Genomic DNA, 26,561 nt, shown 5'->3' on the forward strand with positions numbered 1-26,561 from the left:
GATGGAGATTATGTTGTACAGAGAACCAACTCTGTACAAGTTTAGATTCGAGGTGCTTCGATGCGCGACCAGCCAGCGACCCGACCAAAAATAGCTATCAGCGCCTGCCTGATGGGCGCCGAGGTTCGCTATAACGGCGGGCACAAGGAATCACGCCTGTGCAGTCGAACACTCGCTGATCATTTCGATTTTGTCCCGGTGTGCCCGGAAGTTGCCATCGGCCTCGGTATCCCCCGTGAACCGATTCGCCTGGTCGGCAACCCACTGCATCCCGAAGCGGTAGGCAGCGTTAACGCCGAGCTCAACGTTACCCGCCCACTCAAAGAATACGGCCAGACAATGGCGGGTCAGTTAAGCGACATTTGCGGCTACATCTTTATGCAAAAGTCCCCGTCGTGCGGCCTGGAAAGGGTCAAGGTCTATCAGGCCAACGGTGTACCAGTGGAGGGCGGCGGACGCGGTCTCTATGCCGAGGCATTCTGTGCACTGCACCCTGACCTGCCGGTAGAGGAAGACGGCCGCCTCAACGACCCGGTGCTGCGAGAAAACTTTCTGACTCGCGTGTTTGCCTACAGCGCCTGGCAACAATTACTGCAAAAAGGCCTGACCCGCCGCGACCTCACCGAGTTTCACTCGCGCTACAAATACCTGCTGATGGCGCATAACCCGGTGCAGTACAAAACCCTGGGCAATCTGCTGGGCAACATGGGCCAGACCGATCCTGAAGAACTCGGCCCACGCTACTTCCGCGAACTGATGGAGGCCTTGAAAAAATGCGCCACGCGGCGCACCCACACCAACGTCCTGCAACACATCAGCGGTTATCTCAAGCAAGTCACCAGCCCTGAAGACAAACAGGAAATGCAGCACGTCATCAGCCAGTACCGCCAAGGCATCGTGCCGCTGGTGGTGCCATTGACCCTGCTCAAGCACTACTTCCGCCAGTACCCGGATCCCTACATTGCGCAACAGGTTTACCTGCAACCGCACCCGGAAAACCTCAGCCTGCGAAACGCGATCTAATGAAATCCCCACTCGACACCAGCGCCAGCGAAGACCTCGGCGACGACTTTAAAAAAGCGTTGGACGAAGGCTGGCTGCCGATCCGTGAAGTGGCGCGCCAGACCGGTGTCAACGCCGTGACACTGCGCGCCTGGGAACGGCGCTACGGGCTGATCGTTCCGCAACGCACGCCCAAGGGCCATCGGCTGTTCTCTGCCGAACACGTTCAACGCATCCAGACGATCCTCACCTGGCTCAATCGCGGCGTGGCCGTCAGCCAGGTCAAGCAGTTGCTGGACACGCCGCAAGCGTTTAGCGAACCCGTTGAAAACGACTGGCAGGTGTTGCGCCAGACGCTGCTGCACGCGGTGTCGCAACTGAACGAACGCACCCTGGATGACACCGTCAATCAAGCCATGGCGCTGTACCCACCGCGCACCTTGTGCGAACAACTGCTGATGCCATTGCTGGCAGAACTGGACCAACGCTGGCAGGGCCAGTTTGGTGCCCAGATGGAACGGGCATTCTTTTATTCGTGGTTACGCAGCAAATTCGGCGCACGCATCTACCATAACAATCGTCAGTTGCGCGCCGCGCCCCTGCTGTTGATCAATCACTCCGATGTACCACTGGAACCTCAGCTGTGGCTCACCGCATGGCTGATCAGCAGCGCCGATTGCCCGGTGGAGGTGTTCGACTGGCCTCTACCTGCCGGCGAGCTCGCAATGGCGGTTGATCACCTGCAAGCCCGAGGCGTACTGCTGTATTCCAGCAAAGCCATGAACCTTTCCCAGTTGCCAAAACTGTTGAATGGCGTCAGTTGCCCAAAAATGATTGCCGGACCAACGGTATGCATCCACCACGCCGAGTTGTCCGTAAGAACTTCCGGAATCGTTGATTTGTCCTTCGCGGAAGACCCGTTATCGGCGCATCAGGCCCTGGTTCTGCGTGGGCTAATTTAATGAATCGTGCGGACACAACCATGCAATTGATCTGGCTGCGCAGCGACTTGCGCCTACATGACAACACCGCCCTCTCGGCTGCCGCGGCTCGCGGCCCTACGGTGGCGGTATACCTGTTGAGCCCGCAGCAGTGGCTGGAACACGACGATGCGCCATGCAAAGTGGATTTCTGGCTGCGAAACTTGCGTGAACTGAATCGCGCACTGGGTGATCTGAACATCCCCTTGCTGATCCGCAACGCATCACACTGGGATGAAGCGCCGAAGGTGCTGCTCGAAATGTGTCAGCAGTTGAAGGTCGACGCCGTACACGTGAACGAAGAGTACGGTGTTCATGAAAGCCGTCGTGATGCGGCGGTGGCCCAAACGCTGAAGGCCAATGGCATCGACTTTCATAGCTACCTTGACCAATTGCTGTTCAAACCGGGCACCGTGCTCACCAGGACCGGCACTTACTTTCAGGTCTTCAGTCAGTTCCGCAAGGTCTGCTACGACAGATTGCGCGGGTCATTGCCGAGCCTGATCGCTGCGCCGGCTGTCCAGGCGCCACTGGCGATCAACAACGAAAACATTCCCTCAAGCGTCGACGGCTTCGAAACACCGAGTGAAAGCCTGCGCACACTCTGGCCCGCCGGTGAAGCCGAAGCCCGACGCCGCCTCGACACCTTCGCCGACGCTCAGATCGACTACTACAAAGACGAACGGGACTTCCCGGCCAAGCCCGGCACCAGCCAGCTCTCGGCCTATCTCGCCGCTGGGGTGATTTCCCCGCGCCAATGCCTGCACGCCGCCCTGCAAACCAATCAGGGCGAATTCGAAAGCGGCAAGGTCGGCGCCGTCACCTGGATCAACGAATTGCTGTGGCGCGAGTTCTACAAACATATTCTGGTGGGTTACCCGCGAGTCTCCCGCCATCGCGCCTTTCGCCCGGAAACCGAAGCCCTTGCCTGGCGCAACGCTCCAGAAGAACTGCTGGCGTGGCAAGAAGCGCGCACCGGTCTGCCGATCATCGACGCGGCCATGCGTCAATTGCTTGAGACCGGCTGGATGCACAACCGGCTGCGCATGGTGGTGGCGATGTTCCTGACCAAGAACCTGCTGATCGACTGGCGCGAAGGCGAGCGCTTTTTCATGCGGCACTTGATCGACGGCGATCTGGCGGCGAATAACGGTGGATGGCAGTGGAGCTCATCCACCGGCACCGATTCGGCGCCCTACTTCCGGATTTTCAACCCGCTGAGCCAATCGGAAAAATTCGACACCGAAGGCGTGTTCATCAAGCACTGGCTGCCAGAACTGGCCGGGCTCAATAAAAAGGAAGTTCACAATCCGGCCAACCTCGGCGGACTGTTCGGTGTGGCGGATTATCCATCGCCGATCGTCAATCTGAGCACGTCCCGACAACGAGCGCTGGCCGCGTTCAAGAGCCTGCCTTCGCGACAACAGGCCGGAGGACGCCATGAGTGATTTCCTGCGGCGTTTTGCCGAGCAGTTTGCGGCCTTGGACAAGGACAACCTGCACCACCTCAATCAGCTTTACACCCATGATGTGCAATTCACTGACCCGCTGCATGAAGTACAAGGCCTGGTGGCGTTGCGCAGCTACTTCACCGATCTCTATACCAATGTCAGTGACCTGCATTTCGAGTTTCACGGTTTCGACCACATCAGTGAAGGCGAAGGCTATCTGCGCTGGGTCATGAGTTACCGCCACCCGCGCCTGGCCAACGGCCAGTTGATACGAGTGGAAGGTTGCTCTCACCTGCTTTGGCGCGACAAGGTTTATCGGCATCGGGATTACTTCGATGCCGGGGCGTTGATTTACGAACATCTACCCGTATTGGGTCGGGCGATTGCCTGGCTAAAAAGGAGAATGGGATGAGTCTGGCAACTCCACGGCGCTACTGGTTGACCGGCGCCAGCAGCGGTATTGGCGCCTCGCTGGCCGAAGAAATACTCAAGACCGGCGCTCACGTGGCCGTCAGTGCACGCTCGACAGCCGTGTTGAAGGTCTTGTCCTTGCGCTATCCCGGACAAGTGCTGGTGGTGCCGGGTGACCTGACCAACAGCCAGCAGGTGCGTGAAATCGGTGAGCAGATTGCGCAAGTCTGGGGCTCGCTGGACACCGTTATTCTCAACGCGGGCACCTGCGAATACATCGACGTCCAGCAATTTGACTCATCGATTGTCGAACACGTGGTGCGCACCAATCTGCTCGCCAGCGCCTATTGCATCGAGGCGGCGTTACCATTGCTGCGCAAAGGCACCGCGCCGCACCTGGTGGCCGTCGCGAGCTCCGTTACGTACTTGCCGCTGCCGCGTGCCGAAGCCTATGGTGCGTCGAAGGCCGGGCTGCGCTACCTGTTTGAATCGCTGCGCATTGATCTCGCGCCGGAAGGCATCGAAGTCACTATTGTCAGCCCAGGCTTCGTCGAGACACCGCTGACGGCCAAGAATGACTTCCCGATGCCGCTCAGTTGGCCGGTGGGTAAAGCGGCCCGGCACATCTTCGCCAAACTCAAGAACCGGCCATTGGAGATCGCGTTTCCCGGCCTGTTCATGGCGGCACTGTGGCCTCTGTCGAAAATGCCCAACGCGGTGAAACTGGCCATCGGCAAACGCATGGTGCGCAGCCCTGCGCCGATCCAGGATCGCCCATGAACATCGCCATCATCGGCAGCGGCATCTCGGGACTGACCTGCGCCTACCTGCTGAATCGCCGGCATGAGATCACCCTGTTCGAGGCTGGCAACCGGGCGGGCGGTCATACCCACACGGTCGACGTGTCGGTCGATGGCCAGCGCTATGCGGTCGACACCGGTTTCATTGTCTTCAACAACCGGACCTACCCGAATTTCATCCGCCTGCTGGGCCAGCTCGGGGTGGGTTTCAAACCGACTGAGATGAGTTTCTCGGTGACGGACCCGGATACCGGTCTTGAGTACAACGGCAACAATCTGAACAGCCTGTTCGCCCAACGCCGCAACCTGTTGTCGCCCGGATTCTGGGGCATGTTGCGCGATATTCTGCGCTTCAATAAAGAAGCCCAGCGCGACCTGGCGCAAGGGCGCATCGCCGCCGACACCACGCTGGATGATTACTTGAAGGCCGGACACTACGGCGAGCGCTTTATCCTGCATTACATCGTGCCCATGGGGGCGGCGATCTGGTCAATGTCCATGGCGGACATGCTCGGTTTCCCATTGCAGTTTTTTGTGCGGTTTTTCAAGAATCACGGGCTGTTGTCCGTCAACAATCGCCCGCAATGGTGTGTGATTGAAGGCGGTTCCAATGCCTACGTCGGACCGCTGACCGCCTCATTTCGCGAGAAGATTCGTCTCAACTGCCCCGTGACGCGCGTCGAGCGTGATGACGCAGGTGTGGTTATTCACAGCGTTGCTGGCAGCGAACGCTTCGATAAAGTCGTGTTTGCCTGCCACAGCGATCAGGCGTTGAAACTGTTGGCCAGGCCGAGCGATGCGGAACGGTCGATCCTCGGTGCCCTGCCCTACGCCGATAACGAAGTGGTGCTGCACACTGATACGCGCTTGCTGCCCGTGGGCAAACGGGCCTGGGCCAGCTGGAATTATCGCCTAGGAGGCGCCGGTCACACACTGGCCGCCGTCACCTACGACATGAACATCCTCCAAGGTTTGCAGAGCGATACCACGTTTTGCGTCAGCCTCAACCAGAGCGCCGGCATCAGCCCTGACAAAGTGCTCGGCACATTCACCTACGCCCATCCGCAATACAGCCTGGCAGCCGTCGCCGCGCAAGGTCGTTGGGATGAACTGGATGGCACACAACACAGCCATTTTTGCGGCGCTTATTGGGCCAACGGTTTCCATGAAGACGGTGTGGTCAGCGCCTTGCGAGTCGCCCGCTCCTTTGGAGAAGTGCTGTGAACAGCGCCCTCTACAGCGGCTGGATTGCCCACCGGCGGTTTGCCCCAAGGCACCACGCCTTCCGCTATCGGATCGGCCTGCTGTACCTGGACCTCGACGAGCAGGACGCCGTGCTCGGCTTGTCGCCCCTGTCCGGCACCAGCCGCTTTGTACCCTACTCGTTTCGCGAAACGGATTACCTGAAAACCTTTACCGGCAAGGGCATGCGCCTGATTGATGCGGTTCGCAAGCAAGTCAGCGAAGTCATCGGCCATGCCCCGCAAGGGTCGATATGCCTGCTGACACAGGTGCGCAGTTGGGGTCTGTCGTTCAATCCGGTGAGTTTCTTCTATTGCCATGAAGCCGATGGGCAATTGGCTGCGATTGTTTGCGAAGTCACTAACACGCCGTGGCGAGAACGTTTTCTCTATGTGTTGCCAGCGAGGTCGCCTGAGAACCGGTTCGATTTCCATCAGCATTTCGTGGTGACCAAGGCATTTGATGTATCGCCATTTTTACCGCGGGATCTCGAGTATCGGATGAGTTTCAGCCCTGTCGCCAACACGCTCGGCGTGCACATGGCGGACTGGCAGGGTGAACTGAAACTCTTCGACGCCACCCTGAACCTGCATCGCGAAACGCTAAACCGTAGCAGCCTGCACCGTTACCTGCGGCAGTTTCCCTGGATGACCGCGAAAACCTGCCTGGCGATTTACTGGCAGGCGCTGCGCCTTTTGCTTAAACGCACCCCGGTGTTTGCTCATCGGGTTGCCGTTGGTAGCGTTCAAACCGCCATAGCTCCCTCCAAGGATCGCCGTCATGAAATCCTCTAGCCTCTTGGGCAAAGTCAATTTGTCCGGCCCCCACAGCTTGACCGGAGCGTTGCTGCGCCGCGGCGTGCTACGGCAACTTGCAGCGCTTAAACACGGGCAACTGGTGGTCATCGAGGACGGCGAACGGCATGTCTTCGGCACGGCCGGCAGTCATCTGATTGGGGAAATTCACATCCTCGACGCCGCGGCATGGGGATGGGTGGCGAGCAACGGTTCCATTGGCGCGGGTGAAGCGTTCATCCACGGTTATTGGAGTTCGCCGGACCTGACCGCCGTGGTGCGCGTTTTCGTCAGCAACCTCGACGTGCTGGATGCGCTGGAAGGTGGCCTGGCAAAACTCGGCCGGCCTTTCGTTCAAGGACTGCACTGGCTCAATCGCAACACCCGCAAGGGCTCGCAGAAAAACATCGCCGCCCATTACGACCTGGGCAATGACCTGTTCGAGCAGTTTCTCGATCCGACCATGATGTATTCCGCTGCGCAATTCCTTAGCCCCGAAGACAGCCTCGAACAGGCGCAGTTGAACAAACTCGAAAGGATCTGCCAGAAACTGGCCTTGCAACCCAACGATCACCTGCTGGAAATCGGCACCGGCTGGGGCAGCATGGCGCTTTACGCCGCGCAGCATTACGGCTGCAAGGTCACCACCACCACGCTCTCGAAAGAGCAGTTCGCGTTTACCGCCCAACGAATCGAAACCCTCGGCCTGCAAGGCCAGGTCACACTGTTGCTCAAGGATTACCGCGACCTCACCGGTCAGTACGACAAACTGGTGTCGATCGAGATGATCGAAGCAGTCGGTCACCGCTTTCTGCCGACTTACTTCAAGCAATGCGCGCACTTGCTCAAAAGCAACGGCTTGATGCTGCTGCAGGCCATCACCATTCGCGAGCAACGCTACGAACAGGCCAAGGGCAACGTCGACTTCATCCAACGCTACATCTTCCCCGGCGGTGCCCTTCCGTGCGTGCAGAAAATGCTCGAGATCGTCAGTCGCGACACCGACATGAACCTGCTGCACATGGAGGATTTCGGTTTGCACTACGCGCGAACCCTGCGCCTGTGGCATGACAATTTTCGACGTGCCCAGGGCCGTTTGAGCGAGTTGGGCTACGACGATTATTTCCTGCGGCTTTGGGAGTTTTACCTGTGCTACTGCGAAGGCGGCTTTTTGGAGCGCACCATCGGCACGGCACAATTGCTGTTGGCCAAACCGTCTGCGATCACCGCGCCGCTGCTGGGCCGTTTCGATGCCTGAACGCGTGGCTAATGCAGTATTGTTTCAGCTTGGCTGGTTTGCCTGCGTGGTCGGCGGCAGCAGCCTGTGGTTGCTGGTGCCACTGGCAGTGCTGGTGATTCATCTGCTGTGGATAAGTCGCTGGACCGATGAAGGTCGATTGATTCTCAGCGTTGTGCTGCTGGGCACCACTGTCGACAGTTCATTGCGCTGGCTGGGCGTATTCGATTTCAACGACGTCGCGCCATTGATTCCGTTGTGGTTGATGCTGTTGTGGGCACTGCTGGCAACGACGTTGCGTCATAGCCTGGCGTGGACCGCCAACCCCTGGTGGCTCGGTAGCATGCTCGGCGCCGTCGGCGGGCCATTGTCGTATTACGCAGGCGGACAATTGGCGGACGTGCAGTTTCCTTATGGACAATGGCCGACCTTGATTGGCATCGGGCTGCTTTGGGCAGCCCTGTTTCCTGCACTTCACTTCATGGCGCAGCGACTCACGTCAGACACCCGCCACTGAGCGTCCGTCTGGCCTTTCACACAGCAGCGGCCCACTGCCTTACACTGCGCACCATGAAAACCATTCCCCACACGCAAATCGCCGAGCCGGCTGTCACGTGCTCGACCTGCGCGGCTTGCTGCTGTCAGCTCGAAGTGATGCTGATCACCGACACGGGCGTGCCTGAACGTTTTATCGATACGGATGATTGGGGCGGGGAAGTCATGCTGCGTCTGGACGACGGCTGGTGTGCGGCGCTGGATCGCAACAGCATGATGTGCACCATCTACGAAAAGCGCCCGCTGATCTGCCGGGAATTCGAGATGGGCGCACCGGAATGCATCGAAGAACGCCAGGGGATCAGCACGGCGTATCGGTAACCTGAAAAGGCGTTGCACCTTCTGACGCCATCGCGGGCAAGCCATGCTTCCACAGGAGATTGCGTCACCTGTGGGAGCGTGGCTTGCTCGCGATGCTTTTGAAGTTACAACGGCATTGTGTAGTGCAGCGAGTAGCTTTCTACGCCGTCGTTGTGACTGGCCATACCCGCATTGGAATAATGCGTCGCTCGAATCCCGACTTCGTGCCCGCCGGTGAAACGCAGGCCAGCGCCGAAACGGTCTTCGAACTGGAAAGCCTGGCCAATGTTGTTGTCTTCGACTTCAGTGTGGGAGAACACCGCCACACCAATCCCCGCCTCGAGGTAAGGTTTGATCGACTGCCCGGCAAATTCGTAAACGAACACCGGCGAGAACGACAGGCTGTTGTTGCTGGAGCTCTTGTCACCTTCCCAATAGGTATAGGCGCCACTCCAGTAACCGGTCAGGCGACCCACGTCGCTTTGCCACCAGCTCTGATCCCAGTCGAATTGCATGCCCAGTCGATAGGTCATGGTTGATTCGGTGGTCTGACCGACCCCGAACTCCACGCCTGCCGCCTGTGCGGTAAAACTTTGCCCCATCAAAGCGGCCGCAATCGCGGCCAAGCAGAATAGTCGCTTCACTAGAAACATCCTTTTCCGAACGATTTCGTATGGTTTTTTTGTTACTCAACGCTATAGAAGTCGACGCTTAATCAGAAGTTCACCCCAATTACCCGCACGGCCCCAACTTTTTAGTTAACGCTCGAAGCTTCTCACAACGCCGGCCGTATTCCACAGTATCGGCAAGATATTTCTGAAATGAACCGGATCGGCACTCGTCCAGAACTCGGTAGCACGCGCCGGCCCGTCAGCGAGCAGTTCACGCTCGGCCAACAGACGCTGAAGTTGTCGCGCAACAGCCGCCCCCGTGTCGATCAGGCTGATGTCATCGGGGATCATCTGCTTTAGCAAAGGCTTCAGGAAGGGATAATGCGTGCAGCCCAAAATCAAGGTGTCGCACCCGGCGCCGAGCAACGGCTCGACATACCTGGCCAACAACTGGCGCAATGCCTCGCTGTGCAGATCACCGTTTTCAATCAGTTCTACCAGGCCGGGACACGGTTGAGTGATGACGCGCACATCGGTGGCGAAACGGTCGAGCAACGCGGCGAATTTGGCACTCTGCAAGGTGCCGGTGGTGGCGAGCACGCCAACCACGCCACTGCGGGTCGCGGCGGCGGCGGGCTTGACCGCCGGCTCCATGCCGACAATCGGCCACTGCGGATAATCGCGACGCAAGTCAGCGACGCCAGCGACGGTCGCGGTGTTGCACGCCAGCACCAGGGCTTTGGCGCCCTGCTGCTGGAAAAAATCGGCCATGACGCTGCAGCGCTGGCGGATGAATTCCGGGGTTTTCTCGCCGTAGGGAATGTTCCCGCAGTCGGCGACGTACAGCAGTGACTCGTTAGGCAGCAACCGCTGGATCTCGGCCAGCACCGAGAGCCCACCGACGCCGGAGTCGAACACGCCAATCGGCGCTTCACGCATGTGTCGAACCACAGACGCTGCAACCCGGATCACGCTTGACCCGTAATTCACGGAAGCGCGAGCCCAGCGCATCGATCAGCAACAGACGCCCCACCAGCGGCTCCCCGAAACCGACCAACAGTTTCAGGGCTTCCAGTGCCTGAAGGCTTCCGACCAGTCCCACCAACGGACCGACGACGCCGGCCTCACTGCACGTCAGTTCGGCTTCGCTGCCATGCCCGTATAAGCAGTGGTAGCACGGACTTTCCGGACGGCGCGGGTCGAACACCGACAACTGCCCTTCGAGACGAATCGCCGCGCCGCTGACCAGCGGTTTGCAGGCAGCGACGCAGGCAGCATTGACCGCTTCGCGGGTGGAGAAATTGTCGGAGCAGTCCAGCACCAGATCCACCGCGGCAACCGCTGCCGCGAGGGAATCTTCGTCCAGCGCGGTGCGGTGGGCGATCAATTGAATCTCGGGATTGATGGCGGTCAAACGGCGAATCGCCGAGTCAACCTTGCTCAGGCCGACGCTATCGGTGTCGTGAATAATCTGGCGCTGCAGGTTGGTCAGGTCGACCGTGTCGAAGTCGGCGAGGTGCAACTCACCCACACCCGCCGCGGCCAGGTACAGCGCAACCGGTGAGCCGAGACCACCGAGGCCGACAATCAACACGCGGCTTTCTTTCAGTCGCAACTGACCGTCGATGTCGACGTGTTGCAGCAGAATCTGCCGACTGTAGCGCAACAATTCCTGATCATTCAGCACGGCAGGCATCCCAGGCTGATACGTTCGTGTCCACCCAGATCTATTCGGCTGTGGACGTTTTCAAAGCCGCGGGTCAGCAGCAAGTCGCGCACGGCACTGGCTTGATCGTAGCCGTGTTCGAGCATCAGCCAGCCACCCGCGTCCAGATAATCCGGCGCCTGGGCGACGATCAAGCGCAGATCGTCGAGCCCGTCGACACCGGCCACCAAGGCACTGGCCGGTTCGAAGCGCACATCGCCCTCCACCAGATGCGGATCGGAAGACGGGATGTAAGGCGGGTTGCTGATGATCAGTTGGAAACGCTGGCCAGCCAGGGCGCTGAACCAATGACTGCTCAGCACCGTGGCGTTATTGAGGTGCAGGCGTTGACGGTTGCGCTCGGCCAGGGCCACAGCTTCCAGCACGCGATCCACCGCCGTGACCTTCCAGCCCGGACGTTCGCTGGCCAAAGCCAGGGCGATGGCGCCGCTGCCGGTGCCGAGATCGAGGACCTTGGCCGGGGTCGCCGGCAACAGCTCAAGCGCGGCTTCCACCAGCAATTCCGTGTCAGGACGCGGGATCAGCGTGTGCGGTGCCACTTCCAGGTCCAGCTTCCAGAACCCTTGCTGCCCCAGAATGTAAGCCACCGGCTCACCGCCACGACGACGCTGCAGGTAACTGGCAAACGTCAGCGCCGCTTCACTGGGAACAATGCGCTCCGGCCAGGTGTGGAGAAAACTGCGCGGCTTGCCCAACGCGGCAGCCAGCAACAACTCGGCATCCAGACGCGCAGTCGGCGAGTCGGGCAAGTCGGCGGCGCGCAACAAACTGGCAATGATCGTCATTTACTCACCTATCGCCGCCAATTGATCAGCCTGGTACTCGGCCAGCAACGGCTCGATCACCGCATCGACCCCGCCGGCGAGAATTTCGTCGAGCGAGTACAGCGTCAGGTTGACCCGGTGGTCGGTGACCCGGCCCTGGGCGAAGTTGTAGGTACGAATCCGCTCCGAACGATCACCGGAACCGACCAGTAACTTACGCTCGCTGGCGATGGCATTGGCCGCGGCGCTGGTCTGCTGATCGTTGAGTTTGGCCGACAGCCAGGACATCGCCCGGGCGCGGTTCTTGTGCTGGGAACGTTCTTCCTGGCACTCCACGACAATGCCGGATGGCAAGTGCGTGATGCGGATGGCCGAGTCGGTCTTGTTGACGTGCTGACCACCGGCACCGGAGGAGCGATAGGTATCGACCCGCAGGTCCGCCGGGTTGATTTCGATCGCTTCCTGCTCGTCCGGCTCAGGCAACACCGCCACGGTGCAGGCCGAGGTGTGGATTCGGCCCTGGGACTCGGTGGCCGGCACCCGTTGCACGCGATGCGCGCCGGATTCGAATTTCAGTTTGCCGTAAACGTTGTCGCCTTCGACCCGGGCAATGACTTCTTTATAGCCACCGTGTTCGCCCTCGTTCTCGGAGAGGATTTCCACCCGCCAGCCGCGACGCTCGGCGTAACGCGAATACATGCGGAACAGGTCGCCGGAGAAAATTGCGGCCTCGTCGCCGCCGGTGCCGGCACGAATTTCGAGGAACACGTTGCGCCCGTCGTTCGGGTCTTTGGGCAGCAGCATGCGTTGCAGGCTGGCTTCGAGTTCGATCAGTTGCTCCTTGGCTTCGCGGACTTCTTCCACGGCCATTTCACGCATGTCCGGGTCGCTGTCCTTGAGCAGTGCCTGGGCGCCTTCGAGGTCGCCTTGCACTTTGAGCAACTGCTTATAGGTCCCGACGATGGGCTCGACCTCCGCGTATTCCTTGGAGTAGGTGCGGAATTTGTTCTGATCGGAAATGACTTCGCCATCGCCAAGCAAGGCGGTCAATTCCTCGAAACGGTCCTGGAGGATGTCCAGCTTATTGAGCAGTGACGCTTTCATTGCGGTTTTTTATCCGAAAAGCTATCCGATGAGCCCTCATTCAGGGCAAAGAGCTCTTGAGCCATGGCCAGCGCATCGAGGCGGCCTTCGGCAGAGAGCTTTTTCAATTGCACGCTGGGCGCATGCAACAGTTTGTTGGTCAGGCCGCGCGCCAGTTGCACCAGCACGTCTTCGGCGCTGGTGCCGTTGGCCAGCTGACGCTGGGCCTTCTGTAATTCTTCGTCACGCATGCGCTCGCTTTGCTGACGATAGGCCTTGAGCACATCCACCGCCGCCAGTTCGCGCAGGCGCACCATGAAATCTTCGGCGCCGACCGAGACCATCTCTTCCGCCGCCTGGGCTGCGCCCTGACGACTTTTGAGGTTCTCGGCGACCACTTCGTGCAGATCGTCGACGCTGTACAGGTAAACGTCGTCGAGTTCGCCGACTTCCGGCTCGATATCGCGCGGGACGGCGATGTCCACCATGAAGATCGGCTTGTGCTTGCGCAGCTTCAGCGCACTTTCCACCGCGCCTTTGCCAAGGATCGGCAACTGGCTGGCAGTGGAGCTGATGACGATGTCGCTGCGCACCAGTTCGGCCGGGATGTCCGAGAGCAACACAGCGTGAGCCCCGAACTGCTCGGCCAGAATACTCGCCCGTTCCAGGGTGCGGTTGGCGACGACGATGCGCTTCACACCCAATTCATGCAAATGACGGGCGACCAGGGTGATGGTTTCACCGGCCCCAATCAACAGGGCCTGGCTGCGTTGCAGGTCGCTGAAAATCTGTTTGGCGAGGCTGACCGCGGCAAACGCCACGGACACCGGGTTTTCGCCGATGGCGGTGTCGGTGCGCACCTGCTTGGCCGCGTTGAACGTCGCCTGAAACAAACGCCCGAGCAATGGACCGATGGTGCCGGCCTCACGCGCCACGGCGTAAGCGGATTTCATCTGGCCGAGGATCTGCGGTTCGCCCAACACCAGCGAATCGAGCCCGGAGGCGACCCGCATCATGTGACGAACTGCCGCATCATCTTCGTGCACATAACTGCTCGCACGCAGCTCTTCGAGGCTCAAATGGTGATAATCGGCCAGCCAGCGCAACACGATGTCCGCCGAAAGGTGATCCTGTTCTATATAGAGCTCACTGCGATTGCAGGTGGAGAGGATCGCAGCTTCGCGGCTGTCGGTGAGGCGGCAGAGCTGCTGCAAGGCCTCCACCAGCTGCTCAGGGGTAAAGGCCACGCGCTCGCGGACGTCTACTGACGCAGTCTTGTGGTTGATACCGAGTGCAAGGAAGGCCATTCAAGGTCGCTGATGGTGACGTGAAGCCGGCAATTGTCCTACTTCGCCACAGACAGAACAACTACCGCTGACTATTGTCCCAATGTCCTGCCTCTATAAAGGCCTCGATTGAGACTCGGTTATGTTTGGCCGAAGGCTTGTGTCATGATGATCCGACCGCAGGTTAGTCGTCCTCTTCCTATATGAATAGATCTTCCGCGTTGCTCCTCGCTTTTGTCTTCCTCAGCGGCTGCCAGGCCTTGGCCCCCTCGTCGCCGGACGGTACGTCGCCGGTTGAAGACAGCACTCCGGCCCCTGAAAAGCCCAAGGTTTACAGCTCATTCAGCGAAGAAACCATCTTCAGCCTGTTGAGTGCCGAACTGGCTGGCCAACGCAATCGTTTCGACATTGCGCTGGACAACTACGTGACCCAGGCCATCAACACCCAGGATCCGGGCATCTCCGAGCGGGCATTTCGCATTGCCGAGTACCTGGGCGCCGATCAGGCCGCCCTGGACACCGCGCTGATCTGGGCAAAAAACGCCCCGAACGACCTCGAAGCGCAACGCGCAGCGGCCGTGCAACTGGCTCGCGCCGGTCGTTATGACGACTCCATGGTCTACATGGAAAAAGTCCTGCAAGGCAAAGGCGACACGCATTTCGACTTCCTTGCCCTGTCCGCCGCCGATACCGATCAGGACACGCGCAACGGTTTGATGAAAAGTTTCGACCGCTTGTTGCAGCGCCATCCGAAAAACAGCCAGCTGATTTTTGGCAAGGCCCTGTTGATGCAACAGGACGGCGACGCCAAAGGTGCGCTGACCCTGCTGGAAGACAATCCGCCAGACGAAGGCGAAATCGCCCCGATCCTGTTGCGCGCGCGCCTGCTGCAAGTGCTCAACCGTGGCGACGAAGCCTTGCCGCTGCTGCAAAAAAGCATCAAGAAGTACCCGGACGACAAGCGCCTGCGCCTGACTTACGCGCGGATGCTGGTTGAGCAGGACCGCATAACAGACGCCAAAGCCGAGTTTGCCAGCCTGGTTCAGCAATACCCGGAAGACGACGAGCTGCGCTACTCGCTGGCACTGGTCTGCCTGGAAGCCAAGGACTGGGACGAGGCCAAGAGCCTGCTTGAAGACCTGATCGCCCGTGAAAGCCACGTTGACTCGGCTCACCTGAACCTCGGCCGCATCGCCGAAGAGCGCAACGATCCTCAAGGTGCGCTGATCGAGTACGCCAAAGTCGGGCCGGGTAACGACTACCTGCCGGCCCAACTGCGTCAGACCGACATTCTGATCAACAACGGCAAGACCGCCGAAGCCCAACGCCGCTTGGCCGCCGAGCGCGACGAGCAGCCGGATTACGCGATTCAGCTGTACCTGATCGAAGCCGAAACCCTGTCCGCCAATAATCAGGGCGACAAGGCCTGGGCTGTCCTGGACAAAGCCTTGCAGCAGTACCCGGACGATCTGAACCTGCTGTACACCCGCGCCATGCAAGCGGAAAAACGCAACGACCTGGCGCAGATGGAAAAAGACCTGCGCCTGATCATCAAGCGCGACCCGGACAACGCCATGGCACTCAACGCGCTTGGCTACACGCTGTCTGACCGCACCACGCGCTATGTCGAAGCCAAGGCTTTGATCGAACAGGCTCACCAGATCAATCCGGAAGACCCGGCGGTACTCGACAGCCTCGGCTGGGTGAACTTCCGCCTGGGTAACCTCGATGAAGCCGAGCGCTATCTGCGCCAGGCACTGGAGCGCTTCCCCGACCAGGAAGTGGCCGCCCACTTGGGTGAAGTGCTGTGGGCCAATGGCAAACAGCGCGAAGCCAAACAAGTCTGGGGCAAATTCCTCAAGGAACAACCTGACAGCCCCACCCTGCGCGGCACCATCAAGCGCCTGACCGGATCAGAGACTCTTTAAGATTATGTTTTTGCGCCACTTCATTGTTTTCAGTTTTATCGCCCTGCTCGCCGGTTGCGCGGGCTTCGGCGCTCGCGAATCCGTCGAAGGCCACGGCAACCCGGCCCAATGGCGTGAACACAAGCAGCAATTGACCGCCCTCGACGGCTGGCAGATCAACGGCAAGATCGGCATCCGCGCGCCCAAGGATTCGGGCAGCGGTACGTTGTTCTGGCTGCAACGTCAGGATTACTACGATATCCGCCTGTCCGGCCCGCTGGGTCGCGGCGCCGCACGCCTGACCGGCCGACCTGGCAAGGTTTCGCTGGAAGTGGCCAATCAGGGACGCTTTGACGCACCGAACCCGGAAATCCTGCTCGAAGAGCAACTGGGCTGGAAATTGCCAGTATCGAATCTGGCCTGGTGGGTCCGCGGGCTCCCGGCGCCAGACAGCAAAAGCAAGCTGAACCTGGATGCCGACAGCCGCCTGGCCAGCCTCGAACAAGACGGCTGGCAGGTCGAATACACCAGTTACACACAACAAAACGGTTTCTGGCTGCCTGAAAAGATCAAGCTGCATGGCACCGACCTTGATGTCACGCTGGTGATCAAGGAATGGCAACCACGCAAGCTGGGGCAGTGAACATGACGGCTCCCCGCTTGACGCTGCCCTCGCCGGCCAAACTCAATCTGATGCTGCACATCCTCGGTCGCCGTGAAGACGGCTACCACGAGTTGCAGACGATTTTTCAGTTCCTCGATTACGGCGATGAAATCACCTTCGCCGTGCGTGACGACGGCGTGATCCAGTTGCACACCGAATTCGACGGCGTTCCGCACGACAGCAATCTGATCGTCAAGGCTGCGAAGCAACTGCAGGCGCAATCCGGTTGCGCACTCGGCATTGATATCTGGATCGAAAAAGTCCTGCCCATGGGCGGCGGCATCGGCGGCGGCAGCTCCAATGCCGCGACCACATTGCTGGGTCTGAATCATCTCTGGCAATTGGGCTGGGACGAGGATCGACTGGCCGCGCTGGGCCTGAAGCTGGGCGCTGACGTTCCGGTTTTCGTGCGTGGCCACGCCGCTTTTGCCGAAGGCGTAGGGGAGAAACTGACCCCCGTAACCCCCGAAGAACCGTGGTATGTCGTGCTGGTACCGCAAGTATCTGTAAGTACAGCAGAAATTTTTTCCGATCCGCTGTTGACACGTAACTCTCCTCCCATTAAAGTGCGCCCCGTTCCCAAGGGAAACAGTCGTAATGACTGCTTGCCAGTAGTAGCAAGGCGTTATCCAGAGGTACGTAACGCATTGAATTTGTTAGGTAAATTTACCGAAGCAAAACTCACTGGCACTGGAAGTTGTGTGTTTGGGGGCTTCCCAAGCAAAGCTGAAGCTGATAAAGTCTCGGCCCTTCTTACAGAGACCCTTACAGGGTTTGTAGCAAAAGGAAGCAACGTTTCGATGTTGCATCGCAAGCTGCAAAGTCTGCTCTAAAGGAACCGATTACTGGGTAATCGTTGCAACAGATACAGGGGCGTCGCCAAGCGGTAAGGCAGCAGGTTTTGATCCTGCCATGCGTTGGTTCGAATCCAGCCGCCCCTGCCATTTTCCTATACTCATCCAGGTTACCCTCAGCCTTCAGGTACTGCGCGTGTCCAAGATGATGGTCTTTACGGGGAACGCCAACCCCGATCTGGCTCGACGTGTCGTACGTCAGCTGCATATCCCTCTCGGTGACATCTCTGTCGGTAAATTTTCCGACGGCGAAATTACAGCCGAGATCAATGAAAACGTCCGCGGTAAAGATGTCTTCATTATTCAGCCGACTTGCGCTCCGACCAACGATAACCTGATGGAACTGGTAGTGATGGCTGATGCCTTCCGCCGCTCCTCAGCTACTCGTATCACTGCTGTTATTCCTTACTTTGGTTATGCCCGTCAGGATCGCCGTCCGCGTTCCGCACGTGTGGCTATCAGCGCGAAAGTCGTTGCTGACATGCTTACCGTAGTCGGCATCGACCGTGTTCTCACGGTTGATCTGCATGCTGACCAAATCCAGGGTTTCTTCGATATTCCGGTAGATAACATCTACGGCTCCCCTGTATTGGTGGATGACATTGAAGATCAGCGCTTCGAAAACCTGATGATTGTGTCCCCGGACATTGGTGGCGTCGTGCGTGCACGTGCTGTTGCCAAATCCCTGGGCGTGGATCTCGGGATCATCGACAAACGCCGTGAGAAAGCCAATCACTCTGAAGTGATGCATATCATCGGTGATGTCGAAGGGCGTACCTGTATTCTGGTCGATGACATGGTCGATACCGCCGGCACTCTGTGCCACGCGGCAAAGGCCTTGAAAGAGCATGGCGCTGCCAAGGTTTTCGCCTACTGCACACACCCTGTGCTGTCCGGTCGGGCGATCGAAAACATCGAAAATTCCATGCTGGATGAACTGGTGGTGACTAACACCATCCCGTTGTCCGCAGCTGCACAAGCCTGCTCGCGTATCCGTCAACTGGATATCGCGCCGGTAGTTGCCGAGGCGGTCCGCCGCATCAGCAATGAAGAATCGATCAGCGCGATGTTCCGCTAAGGGCCCTGCCCTTCTCGAATGTCTCGTTGACGAAAAGCGCCCCGCCCCGGCATTCCTGTCGGGGCGGGGCTTTTTTGCCCATATCGCCTTTAGCGCTGGTCGCAAACGCTGGGGCGAATGTGGTTATTTTGGAGATACAACATGAACGATTTTACTCTGAATGCTGAAGTGCGTTCCGACCTGGGGAAAGGTGCGAGCCGCCGCCTGCGTCGTCTCGCAAGCCTGGTACCAGCTGTAGTTTACGGTGGCGAAAAAGCCCCTGAATCCATCAGCATGCTGGCTAAAGAAGTTGCCAAACTGCTCGAAAACGAAGCGGCTTACAGCCACATCATCGAGCTGAACGTTGGCGGCACCAAGCAAAATGTAATCATCAAAGCACTGCAGCGTCACCCGGCTAAAGGCCACGTGCTGCACGCTGACTTCGTACGCGTAGTCGCTGGCCAGAAACTGACCGCTATCGTGCCTGTACACTTTGTTGGTGAAGAAGCTCCGATCAAGAAAGGCGGCGAAGTTTCGCACGTTGTTTCCGAAATCGAAGTGACCTGCCTGCCAAAAGACCTGCCTGAATTCATCGAAGTTGACCTGGCTAACGCCGAAGTCGGCTCGATCATTCACTTGTCCGACCTCAAAGCCCCTAAAGGCGTTGAGTTTGTTGCTCTGGCACACGGTGATGACAAGGCTGTTGCCAACGTCCACGCCCCACGTGTTGCTCCAGAAGCTACTGAAGAAGGCGCAGCAGAGTAATTCACTCTGTGAAGCCGGAGTGATCTAGTAACATCGCGGACTGGAACGTAGCGAGAGAGCGGGCGAGAACGCGAAGTTTACTGAATGGTAAATGAGCAATTTTCGTCCACTTTCGCCGCACACACTGATTGCGGCGATGTTATCCACCACTCCAAGGAAGGGCCCCTATCGTGACTGCCATTAAACTGATCGTTGGCCTGGGAAATCCAGGCGCTGAATACGAACAGACCCGGCATAACGCAGGGGCCCTTTTTGTTGAGCGTATCGCGAACGCACAAGGGGTCAACCTTGTCGCCGATCGCAAATATTTTGGCCTGACCGGGCGCTTTTCGCATCAGGGTCAGGATGTTCGTCTGCTGATTCCCACCACGTACATGAACCGTAGCGGCCAGGCCGTAGCAGCTCTGGCAGGCTTCTTCCGCATCAAGCCTGAAGAAATCCTCGTGGCGCACGACGAACTCGATCTGCCTCCGGGCGTTGCCAAGCTCAAGCAGGGCGGCGGCCATGGCGGTCACAACGGGTTGCGCGACATCATTGCGCAACTGGGCAACCAGAATACCTTTCACCGCTTGCGGCTTGGCATTGGCCACCCGGGCGTTGCCAGTATGGTTTCAAATTTCGTCCTGGGTCGTGCGCCACGCGCCGAACAGGAAAAACTCGATGCCAGCATCGACTTTGCCCTCGGCGTGCTGCCGGATATCCTCGCCGGTGAATGGAACCGCGCGATGAAAAACCTGCACAGCCAGAAGGCCTGACTCACTCCTCGGGGAAAACACCATGGGATTCAATTGCGGCATCGTCGGCCTGCCTAACGTCGGTAAGTCCACCCTATTCAACGCCCTGACCAAATCCGGGATCGCGGCCGAGAACTTCCCCTTCTGCACCATCGAGCCGAACACCGGTATCGTGCCGATGCCGGATCCACGTCTGGAAGCCCTGGCGGCCATCGTCAATCCAAAGCGCATCCTGCCGACCACCATGGAATTCGTCGACATCGCAGGCCTCGTTGCCGGCGCGTCGAAAGGTGAAGGCCTGGGCAACAAGTTCCTCGCCAACATCCGTGAAACCGATGCCATCGCCCACGTGGTCCGCTGCTTCGAAGACGAGAACGTGATTCACGTCTCCAACAGCGTCGACCCGAAACGCGACATCGAGATCATCGACCTGGAACTGATTTTCGCCGACCTCGACAGCTGCGAAAAGCAACTGCAGAAAGTCGCCCGTAACGCCAAGGGTGGCGACAAGGACGCCGTGGTCCAGAAAGGCCTGCTGGAGCAACTGATCGCTCACTTCACCCTCGGCAAGCCTGCGCGCACCCTGATGAAGAACATGGGCGCCGACGACAAGGCAGTGATTCGTGGCTTCCACCTGCTGACCACCAAGCCGGTCATGTACATCGCCAACGTCGCTGAAGACGGTTTCGAGAACAACCCGCTGCTGGACATCGTCAAGGCCATCGCCGACGAAGAAGGCGCCATGGTGGTTCCGGTCTGCAACAAGATCGAAGCTGAAATCGCCGAACTGGAAGACGGCGAAGAGAAAGACATGTTCCTCGAAGCCCTGGGCCTGGAAGAGCCTGGCCTGAACCGCGTGATCCGCGCTGGCTACGAGATGCTGCACCTGCAGACCTACTTCACCGCCGGTGTCGAAGAAGTCCGCGCCTGGACCGTCCGCGTCGGTGCCACCGCACCACAAGCCGCTGGCGTGATCCACACCGACTTCGAAAAAGGCTTCATCCGCGCCGAAGTCATCGCGTACGACGACTTCATCCAGTACAAGGGCGAAGCCGGCACCAAAGAAGCCGGCAAATGGCGTCTGGAAGGCAAGGATTACATCGTTAAAGACGGCGACGTAATGCACTTCCGCTTCAACGTCTAAGTTATTTGACGAGACACCGCCCAAGAAAAAGCCGCGTTTGATACGCGGCTTTTTTGTACCTGAAATAAATCCCTCGCCACACCAACAATCCAGTGCAGGAGTGTGTGGGATCAGGCCTTTTTGGTTCTTGGCAGGAAGATCGCCAACACACCCAACAACGGCAGGAACGAGCACAGGAAGTACACGTATTCAATGCCGTGCACATCCGCCAGATGCCCCAGCAACGCCGCACCAATCCCGCCGAAACCAAACATCAAGCCGAAGAACACCCCGGCAATCATCCCGACATTGCCCGGCACCAATTCCTGCGCGTACACCACAATCGCAGAAAACGCCGAAGCCAGGATGAAGCCGATAATCACGCTCAGAACGCTGGTCCAGAACAGGTCGACATGCGGCAGCAGCAACGTGAACGGAGCCACGCCGAGAATCGAGAACCAGATCACCGCCTTACGCCCGATCTTGTCGCCGATCGGCCCACCGAAGAACGTCCCCGCCGCGACCGCCCCCAGAAACAGGAACAGGTGCAGCTGCGAGCTGGCCACCGACAGGTCGAACTTCTCGATCAGGTAGAACGTGAAGTAACTGGTGAGGCTGGACATGTAAAAGTACTTGGAGAACACCAGCATCCCGAGCACCACCAGCGCACTGATCACCCTGCCCTTCGACAAACCGTGAGTCGCCGCCTGGCCTTGCTTGAGTTTGAACAGGTTCAAGTGATTGGCGTACCAGCGGCTGATCCGGTAGAGCACGAACAGCGCGAATACAGCGAAGAGCCCGAACCAGGCCACATTGCCCTGACCGTACGGGATGATGATCGCGGCCGCGAGCAACGGACCGAACGCCGACCCGGCATTGCCGCCGACCTGAAAGGTCGATTGCGCCAAGCCAAATCGCCCGCCCGAGGCCAGTCGCGCCACTCGAGAGGCCTCCGGGTGAAAGGTCGACGAACCGATACCGATCAGCCCCGCCGCCAACAGAATCAACGGAAAGGTGCCAACCATCGACATCATCACAATGCCGATCAGCGTACACACCGTCCCGGCGGGAAGCAGCCAGGGTTTTGGATGTCTGTCAGTGTAGTAACCGACCCACGGCTGCAACAGCGAAGCGGTCAGTTGAAAGGTCAGCGTGATCAGGCCGACCTGGGTAAAGGTCAGGCCATAGTTGGCCTTGAGCATCGGATAAATCGACGGCAGCACCGATTGGATCAGGTCGTTGATCAGGTGCGCCAGCGCCACCGCGCCGATGATGCGCATGACCAACGGGCTGCTTTGTTGAGTCGCGGGTGCCGACGTCGCGCCGGTCTGAGCGTTGCTGATAGCCATGAGAATTTCCGTACAGCGGATGGGTGCACGCAGGCAGGTGCGTCAATGTGCCATTTTTCGGTGCAAGAGCGCCATCCCCTTAGCCAGCTAACGAACTAATCTTTCATCGCCCGACAGGTGATAGCGCAACGCCATGGTCTGAATCTTGCCTTGTTTAACACCTTCAACGCGGGCCTCTTACAAAGGGGACCGAGAATGGGAAGTTTCGCTACAGAGTCGGCCTACAGAGCTGGCGAGGGTGAACTTTCGAGGCCTTTTAAAAGGGCACGAGTCGCGGTCGCAACGGCCTCGACGCACGCCGATGGTGCGTGGTGTCCAGAGGAGTCATGGGGCATGTCGTTTTTATCACCGGGGATCGGTTTGCTGGGGCGTTTTGGCTTCGCACGCAAATTTCAGCTGTTGTTTCTGCTGTTTATCCTGCCGCTGGCCGGCAGCCTGTTGATGATCGGTCAGGATTATCGCGCCAAACTCAGCCTCATCTCCGGCGAACGTGCCGGGGTCAGGCAGTTGCTCGCTCTGGATGCTCTGGATAACCTGCTCGCCGCCCAGCGTGATCGCGCGGCTCGCTGGCGTGCCACGGAAACCAATCGCCAGCCAACGCCAGCGACCCTCGCCGCGATGGGTGCATTTGATGCGGTGCAGCCTGCCGTCGCGCAAGCCACCTCAGACCTCGGCAATGCGCTGAAAGTCGAAGGCGCCGAGGGCGAAACGCTGACCCGTTATCAAGCCCTGCAAGCCGCCCTCAATGGCCTGGACTCGAAAAGCCTCAGCGGCGTTGGCTGGTGGCCGGACGGTTACGACCGTTTCACCAATGCCTTGAGCGCCTTGCAAGCCCTGCGCGAACAGATCGCCATGGACAATCGACTGACACTGGCGCCCTGGCTGGAAACCTATTTGCTGACGCAGATTTCCACCCAGCACGCGCCAGACCTGATTGAACGCGTCGGTCGCCTGGCCGCCGTCGGCCAAGCGTCCGTGGTATCGGGCCAGTTCACCCTGCAAAGTCGCCTGCAATTGCGTGACTTGCGCAGCCGTATCGGCGATGCCCGGGAGCAACTGGTAAAAACCGCCACGCTCCTCGAAGCGCGCCTGCCCAGTGCGTTGCAAAGTTGGGCCGGGCAATACCATGACAACCTCAAACACCTCGACGCGAGTCTGAAGGTGCTGGATGACGGCGTGTTCGGCGGCAGCATCAGCCTCAAGCCGGAAGAATTCGAACGCAACCTCGACGCCCTGCTCACCGACCTTGCCGCCCTGCGTCAGCAATCGTTGATGTCGCTGGATCAGCGCCTGGATTACTACCACGACTCGGCGATTCGCCAGTTCATTTTGGTGGCGTCGATCTTTGGCTGCCTGCTGCTGGCCGCACTGTACCTGTTCGTCTGTCTGCAAGCCTCGATCCGGCGCAGCGCCAGTGGTATCACGCTGTTGGCCGAAGCCCTGCGTGACGGCAATCTGAGCCTGCAAGCCCCCGTGCAGGGCCGTGACGAACTGGCGGCCATCAGCACCGCCCTGAACGTTGCCGTGGTGCAACTGCGTAACAGCTTGCAAGGGGTCGATCACGAAACCTTGCAAGTGAGCAACGCGGTGCGCACGCTCAACCATCACTCCAGCGGCGCCCTCGGCGAAGTCGAAGCGCAACAATTGCAAATCAGCCAGATCGCCGCGGCGGCCACGCAACTGGCGGCGACCTCTCAAGGGGTCGCCCAGAGTTGCGAACAGGCCTCAGGCAGCGCTCAGCACACCCAGCGCATTGCCGCCGACAGCAGCCGAGACAGTCAGCGCACCACGGCGAGCATTCAGCAGCTCAATCAGCGCTTGAACGACACTGCCGCGGCGCTAGGTCGGGTCAGTGAGCAAGGGCAACAGATTCAGCTGGTGGTCGACACTATTCGCGGAGTCGCCGAGCAAACCAACCTGTTGGCGCTCAACGCGGCTATCGAAGCGGCTCGGGCGGGTGAACAAGGTCGCGGTTTTGCCGTGGTGGCCGATGAAGTCCGCAGCCTGTCGCAACGCACCCAGTCCTCCACCGCGCAAATTGCCGGCACGGTCGACAGCCTGCGCAACACCGTGAACGAAGCGGTCAGCCTGATGGAAGCGGCCTGTAGCCAGGCGCAAAGTGACGCGCAATCGGTCACCGGCCTGGGCGAACGCCTGGGGGAAATTGCCCTCGCGGTGCAAGGCGTGACCGACACCCTGGCGCACATCGCGACCGCCGTGGAAGAACAGGCCAGCACCGCCGATGAAGTCAGCGGCAACATTCAGCAAGTCGATCAGGCGGCGGTCAGGTTGCTGGAAGGCGCACGGGCGGTGAACCTGGCGGCCGACACCTTGAGCCAGGGCAGCAAGGCCCTGAGCGCGAATACCGGGAGATTTCAGCTCAGTTGACGCCCTCCGCCGGCCCGATTTTTCGGGTCAGGAGGATAAGCAGTTGAAAGCGTAGAGAAATATTTTAGATTTACGCTTGACACATCATCGTTCCAAGCCAATAATGCGCGCCACTTGGCTACATAGCTCAGTTGGTTAGAGCATAGCATTCATAATGCTGGGGTCCGGGGTTCAAGTCCCTGTGTAGCCACCAAGTACTAAAAACGGCTTACCGAAAGGTAGGCCGTTTTTTTATGCCTCGAGAAAAGTACCCTGAACTCCATGGGTCCAGGGTGATCCGCGTCAGGTACGAATCGTCGGCAATGCCGACAGCGCCCGCTCCCAAATCTGCCACGTCCGCAACCACACCATCGCCTGCCAGTCGTTGTCGGCCGGATAGAACTGCTCCAGCAGATTCAGCTTGATCCCGCGCGCCAGCACACCCGTCAGATCGCCATGCAGATGCAGCCAGTGGTCATCGCGCAAATGACGATGCACGTCTGCCCCCGGATACGTCCCGCACTCAATCACAAACGGCATCAACCGAACCCTCGGCAACGCGTCGATCAACGCCTGCGAGGTGTAGCCAGTCGCCGTTGCCGCCACACCGGTTTCACTCAAGGTGTCGGCCCCGGTCAGCAGCGTGTACAGCCACGGCCCGTAAATGGCCTGCGCATCGGGCAGCGCCGGATACGCCGCCTCGGTGATGGTCAAAAGCATCGGATGACCGTACTCGCCGGCCCCCGTGTGCAAGTCGAAACACATGGCCACGTCGGCATGGGCAATGTGATTTTGCAGGATGGCGTGCAGTGTGCGGTTCGACCAACTTGGCGCCAGCCCACCGAAAAACAGACCGTCGGGATGACTGTGCTGGCCGCCCTCGACAATCGACATCACCCCCGGCCAGCCATGTTGGCGGATTTGCGCGTCGAGCAAGGCATCGGCGCGCTCACGCTCAGGACCTTGCAGCTCGGTGCACGCGTAGATGTCATGCAGCGTCGCGTAAGCCTGATTGTCCGGCAACGGCCGTTCGAAATTCAGGTGATTGCGGTTCAGGTCGATGTTGTCTTCGTTAACCCGCCGCAGCCAGGCGGTGCCCCACGGATTGATCAGGTGAATGAACACCACGGCCACATCCGCCGGCAGTGAGCGCTTGCCCAAGTCCTGCATCCATTTGATCTGGCAACTCGACCCGTAGAAGCCTTCGACGCCATGGGTGCCACTCAGCGCAATCAGCAATCGCTTGGCGCCGGGATCGCCCAGCACCGCCACGTCGGTACTCAAGGGCTCGCCGAAAGGCCCTTTGAGCGGGTGCGGGTATTCGGTCAACGTCGCACCGGCCTCAGTGGCGGCCGCGAGGAACAGCTCTCGCTGATTACGGTAACTTGGCTGAGTGGGAAACTCGGTCTGCATGTCTGCCTCTTGTTGATCTTCTGGCCCGTCTATTGCTCTCGACCCTACAGAAAATCCGTCGACTCATGAAGGACCAAAGCAGCTTT

Annotated in this window: 26 protein-coding genes and 2 tRNA genes; 20 read left to right on the plus strand and 8 right to left on the minus strand. The window is 59.2% G+C overall.

What is annotated here, in order from left to right; all coding sequences use genetic code 11:
• Positions 1 to 60: 60 nt before the first annotated feature.
• Genes H8F22_RS20750 through H8F22_RS20795 form a run of 10 tightly spaced genes read left to right on the plus strand, consistent with a single transcriptional unit; the run spans position 61 to position 8,793 of the window.
• Complete coding sequence (locus tag H8F22_RS20750) at positions 61 to 1,023, plus strand: YbgA family protein (protein WP_059182166.1); 963 nt, start codon at positions 61 to 63, stop codon at positions 1,021 to 1,023.
• On the plus strand, positions 1,023 to 1,964 hold the full coding sequence (locus H8F22_RS20755) for a MerR family transcriptional regulator (protein ID WP_027925965.1): 942 nt from the start codon (positions 1,023 to 1,025) through the stop codon (positions 1,962 to 1,964). The genes H8F22_RS20750 and H8F22_RS20755 overlap by 1 nt, the downstream gene beginning before the upstream one ends.
• A 20-nt stretch (positions 1,965 to 1,984) precedes the next feature.
• Entirely contained in the window at positions 1,985 to 3,430 is a 1,446-nt protein-coding gene (gene phrB / locus H8F22_RS20760) for a deoxyribodipyrimidine photo-lyase (RefSeq protein WP_059182165.1), read from the plus strand.
• On the plus strand, positions 3,423 to 3,845 hold the full coding sequence (locus tag H8F22_RS20765; RefSeq protein ID WP_027925963.1) for a nuclear transport factor 2 family protein: 423 nt from the start codon (positions 3,423 to 3,425) through the stop codon (positions 3,843 to 3,845). The genes phrB and H8F22_RS20765 overlap by 8 nt, the downstream gene beginning before the upstream one ends.
• Positions 3,842 to 4,624, plus strand: coding sequence for an SDR family NAD(P)-dependent oxidoreductase (locus H8F22_RS20770; RefSeq protein WP_027925962.1), 783 nt, complete (start codon positions 3,842 to 3,844; stop codon positions 4,622 to 4,624). Before H8F22_RS20765 ends, H8F22_RS20770 begins: the two co-directional genes overlap by 4 nt.
• Positions 4,621 to 5,868, plus strand: coding sequence for an NAD(P)/FAD-dependent oxidoreductase (locus H8F22_RS20775; RefSeq protein ID WP_027925961.1), 1,248 nt, complete (start codon positions 4,621 to 4,623; stop codon positions 5,866 to 5,868). Before H8F22_RS20770 ends, H8F22_RS20775 begins: the two co-directional genes overlap by 4 nt.
• Positions 5,865 to 6,680 (plus strand): DUF1365 domain-containing protein, encoded by an 816-nt coding sequence (locus H8F22_RS20780; protein WP_194940622.1) that lies wholly within the window; start codon positions 5,865 to 5,867, stop codon positions 6,678 to 6,680. The genes H8F22_RS20775 and H8F22_RS20780 overlap by 4 nt, the downstream gene beginning before the upstream one ends.
• Positions 6,667 to 7,938, plus strand: coding sequence for an SAM-dependent methyltransferase (locus H8F22_RS20785; RefSeq protein WP_027925959.1), 1,272 nt, complete (start codon positions 6,667 to 6,669; stop codon positions 7,936 to 7,938). Before H8F22_RS20780 ends, H8F22_RS20785 begins: the two co-directional genes overlap by 14 nt.
• The gene (locus H8F22_RS20790) at positions 7,931 to 8,434 is read left to right on the plus strand and encodes a DUF2878 domain-containing protein (protein ID WP_027925958.1); all 504 of its coding nucleotides are present in this window, start codon (positions 7,931 to 7,933) and stop codon (positions 8,432 to 8,434) included. Before H8F22_RS20785 ends, H8F22_RS20790 begins: the two co-directional genes overlap by 8 nt.
• 53 nt (positions 8,435 to 8,487) lie before the next feature.
• Positions 8,488 to 8,793 (plus strand): YkgJ family cysteine cluster protein, encoded by a 306-nt coding sequence (locus H8F22_RS20795; protein WP_007942663.1) that lies wholly within the window; start codon positions 8,488 to 8,490, stop codon positions 8,791 to 8,793.
• Positions 8,794 to 8,897: 104 nt separating this feature from the next.
• Here the strand turns inward: H8F22_RS20795 and H8F22_RS20800 are convergent, their stop codons facing one another.
• From H8F22_RS20800 to hemA, 6 genes are all read right to left on the minus strand, one after another.
• Complete coding sequence (locus H8F22_RS20800; RefSeq protein WP_027925957.1) at positions 8,898 to 9,416, minus strand: acyloxyacyl hydrolase; 519 nt, start codon at positions 9,414 to 9,416, stop codon at positions 8,898 to 8,900.
• A 114-nt stretch (positions 9,417 to 9,530) separates the two neighbouring features.
• Complete coding sequence (gene murI, locus H8F22_RS20805) at positions 9,531 to 10,322, minus strand: glutamate racemase (RefSeq protein ID WP_194940623.1); 792 nt, start codon at positions 10,320 to 10,322, stop codon at positions 9,531 to 9,533.
• Complete coding sequence (locus H8F22_RS20810; RefSeq protein WP_027925955.1) at positions 10,315 to 11,070, minus strand: molybdopterin-synthase adenylyltransferase MoeB; 756 nt, start codon at positions 11,068 to 11,070, stop codon at positions 10,315 to 10,317. The genes murI and H8F22_RS20810 overlap by 8 nt, the downstream gene beginning before the upstream one ends.
• Complete coding sequence (gene prmC / locus H8F22_RS20815; RefSeq protein ID WP_194940624.1) at positions 11,064 to 11,894, minus strand: peptide chain release factor N(5)-glutamine methyltransferase; 831 nt, start codon at positions 11,892 to 11,894, stop codon at positions 11,064 to 11,066. The genes H8F22_RS20810 and prmC overlap by 7 nt, the downstream gene beginning before the upstream one ends.
• Positions 11,895 to 12,977 (minus strand): peptide chain release factor 1, encoded by a 1,083-nt coding sequence (gene prfA, locus H8F22_RS20820; RefSeq protein WP_027925953.1) that lies wholly within the window; start codon positions 12,975 to 12,977, stop codon positions 11,895 to 11,897.
• Entirely contained in the window at positions 12,974 to 14,263 is a 1,290-nt protein-coding gene (hemA, locus tag H8F22_RS20825) for a glutamyl-tRNA reductase (RefSeq protein WP_027925952.1), read from the minus strand. Before hemA ends, prfA begins: the two co-directional genes overlap by 4 nt.
• A gap of 182 nt (positions 14,264 to 14,445) precedes the next feature.
• Here hemA and H8F22_RS20830 point away from each other — a divergent pair, with 182 nt between their 5' ends.
• The 8 genes from H8F22_RS20830 (at position 14,446) to ychF (ending at position 21,367) form a co-directional block, all read left to right on the plus strand.
• Positions 14,446 to 16,170: a tetratricopeptide repeat protein gene (locus tag H8F22_RS20830; RefSeq protein WP_027925951.1), complete on the plus strand. Its 1,725-nt coding sequence runs from the start codon at positions 14,446 to 14,448 to the stop codon at positions 16,168 to 16,170.
• A gap of 4 nt (positions 16,171 to 16,174) precedes the next feature.
• Complete coding sequence (gene lolB, locus H8F22_RS20835) at positions 16,175 to 16,792, plus strand: lipoprotein insertase outer membrane protein LolB (protein WP_027925950.1); 618 nt, start codon at positions 16,175 to 16,177, stop codon at positions 16,790 to 16,792.
• A gap of 2 nt (positions 16,793 to 16,794) precedes the next feature.
• Positions 16,795 to 17,646 carry a 4-(cytidine 5'-diphospho)-2-C-methyl-D-erythritol kinase gene (gene ispE, locus H8F22_RS20840; RefSeq protein ID WP_194940637.1) on the plus strand — a complete coding sequence of 284 codons (852 nt, stop codon included), beginning with the start codon at positions 16,795 to 16,797 and terminating at the stop codon, positions 17,644 to 17,646.
• 36 nt (positions 17,647 to 17,682) lie between these two features.
• Positions 17,683 to 17,757: transfer RNA gene (locus H8F22_RS20845), tRNA-Gln, on the plus strand.
• A gap of 46 nt (positions 17,758 to 17,803) precedes the next feature.
• On the plus strand, positions 17,804 to 18,745 hold the full coding sequence (locus H8F22_RS20850; protein WP_003208392.1) for a ribose-phosphate pyrophosphokinase: 942 nt from the start codon (positions 17,804 to 17,806) through the stop codon (positions 18,743 to 18,745).
• 141 nt (positions 18,746 to 18,886) lie between these two features.
• Entirely contained in the window at positions 18,887 to 19,489 is a 603-nt protein-coding gene (locus H8F22_RS20855; RefSeq protein WP_027925948.1) for a 50S ribosomal protein L25/general stress protein Ctc, read from the plus strand.
• Positions 19,490 to 19,659: 170 nt separating this feature from the next.
• Positions 19,660 to 20,244 carry an aminoacyl-tRNA hydrolase gene (pth, locus tag H8F22_RS20860; RefSeq protein WP_056853278.1) on the plus strand — a complete coding sequence of 195 codons (585 nt, stop codon included), beginning with the start codon at positions 19,660 to 19,662 and terminating at the stop codon, positions 20,242 to 20,244.
• Between the two features lie 22 nt (positions 20,245 to 20,266).
• Complete coding sequence (gene ychF, locus H8F22_RS20865; protein WP_027925946.1) at positions 20,267 to 21,367, plus strand: redox-regulated ATPase YchF; 1,101 nt, start codon at positions 20,267 to 20,269, stop codon at positions 21,365 to 21,367.
• A gap of 110 nt (positions 21,368 to 21,477) precedes the next feature.
• Here ychF and H8F22_RS20870 read toward each other — a convergent pair whose 3' ends face one another.
• Positions 21,478 to 22,695, minus strand: a complete 1,218-nt coding sequence (locus H8F22_RS20870; RefSeq protein ID WP_194940625.1) for an MFS transporter — start codon at positions 22,693 to 22,695, stop codon at positions 21,478 to 21,480.
• A 333-nt stretch (positions 22,696 to 23,028) separates the two neighbouring features.
• Between H8F22_RS20870 and H8F22_RS20875 the strand changes: the two genes are divergently transcribed.
• Positions 23,029 to 25,083: a methyl-accepting chemotaxis protein gene (locus tag H8F22_RS20875; RefSeq protein WP_059182161.1), complete on the plus strand. Its 2,055-nt coding sequence runs from the start codon at positions 23,029 to 23,031 to the stop codon at positions 25,081 to 25,083.
• Positions 25,084 to 25,199: 116 nt separating this feature from the next.
• Positions 25,200 to 25,276: transfer RNA gene (locus tag H8F22_RS20880), tRNA-Met, on the plus strand.
• An 89-nt stretch (positions 25,277 to 25,365) separates the two neighbouring features.
• Here the strand turns inward: H8F22_RS20880 and H8F22_RS20885 are convergent.
• Positions 25,366 to 26,475, minus strand: coding sequence for a DUF2817 domain-containing protein (locus tag H8F22_RS20885; RefSeq protein ID WP_059182160.1), 1,110 nt, complete (start codon positions 26,473 to 26,475; stop codon positions 25,366 to 25,368).
• Positions 26,476 to 26,561 lie beyond the last annotated feature (86 nt).

The organism is Pseudomonas mucoides (genome assembly GCF_015461845.1).
GTDB classification, from domain to species: Bacteria; Pseudomonadota; Gammaproteobacteria; order Pseudomonadales; family Pseudomonadaceae; genus Aquipseudomonas; species Aquipseudomonas mucoides.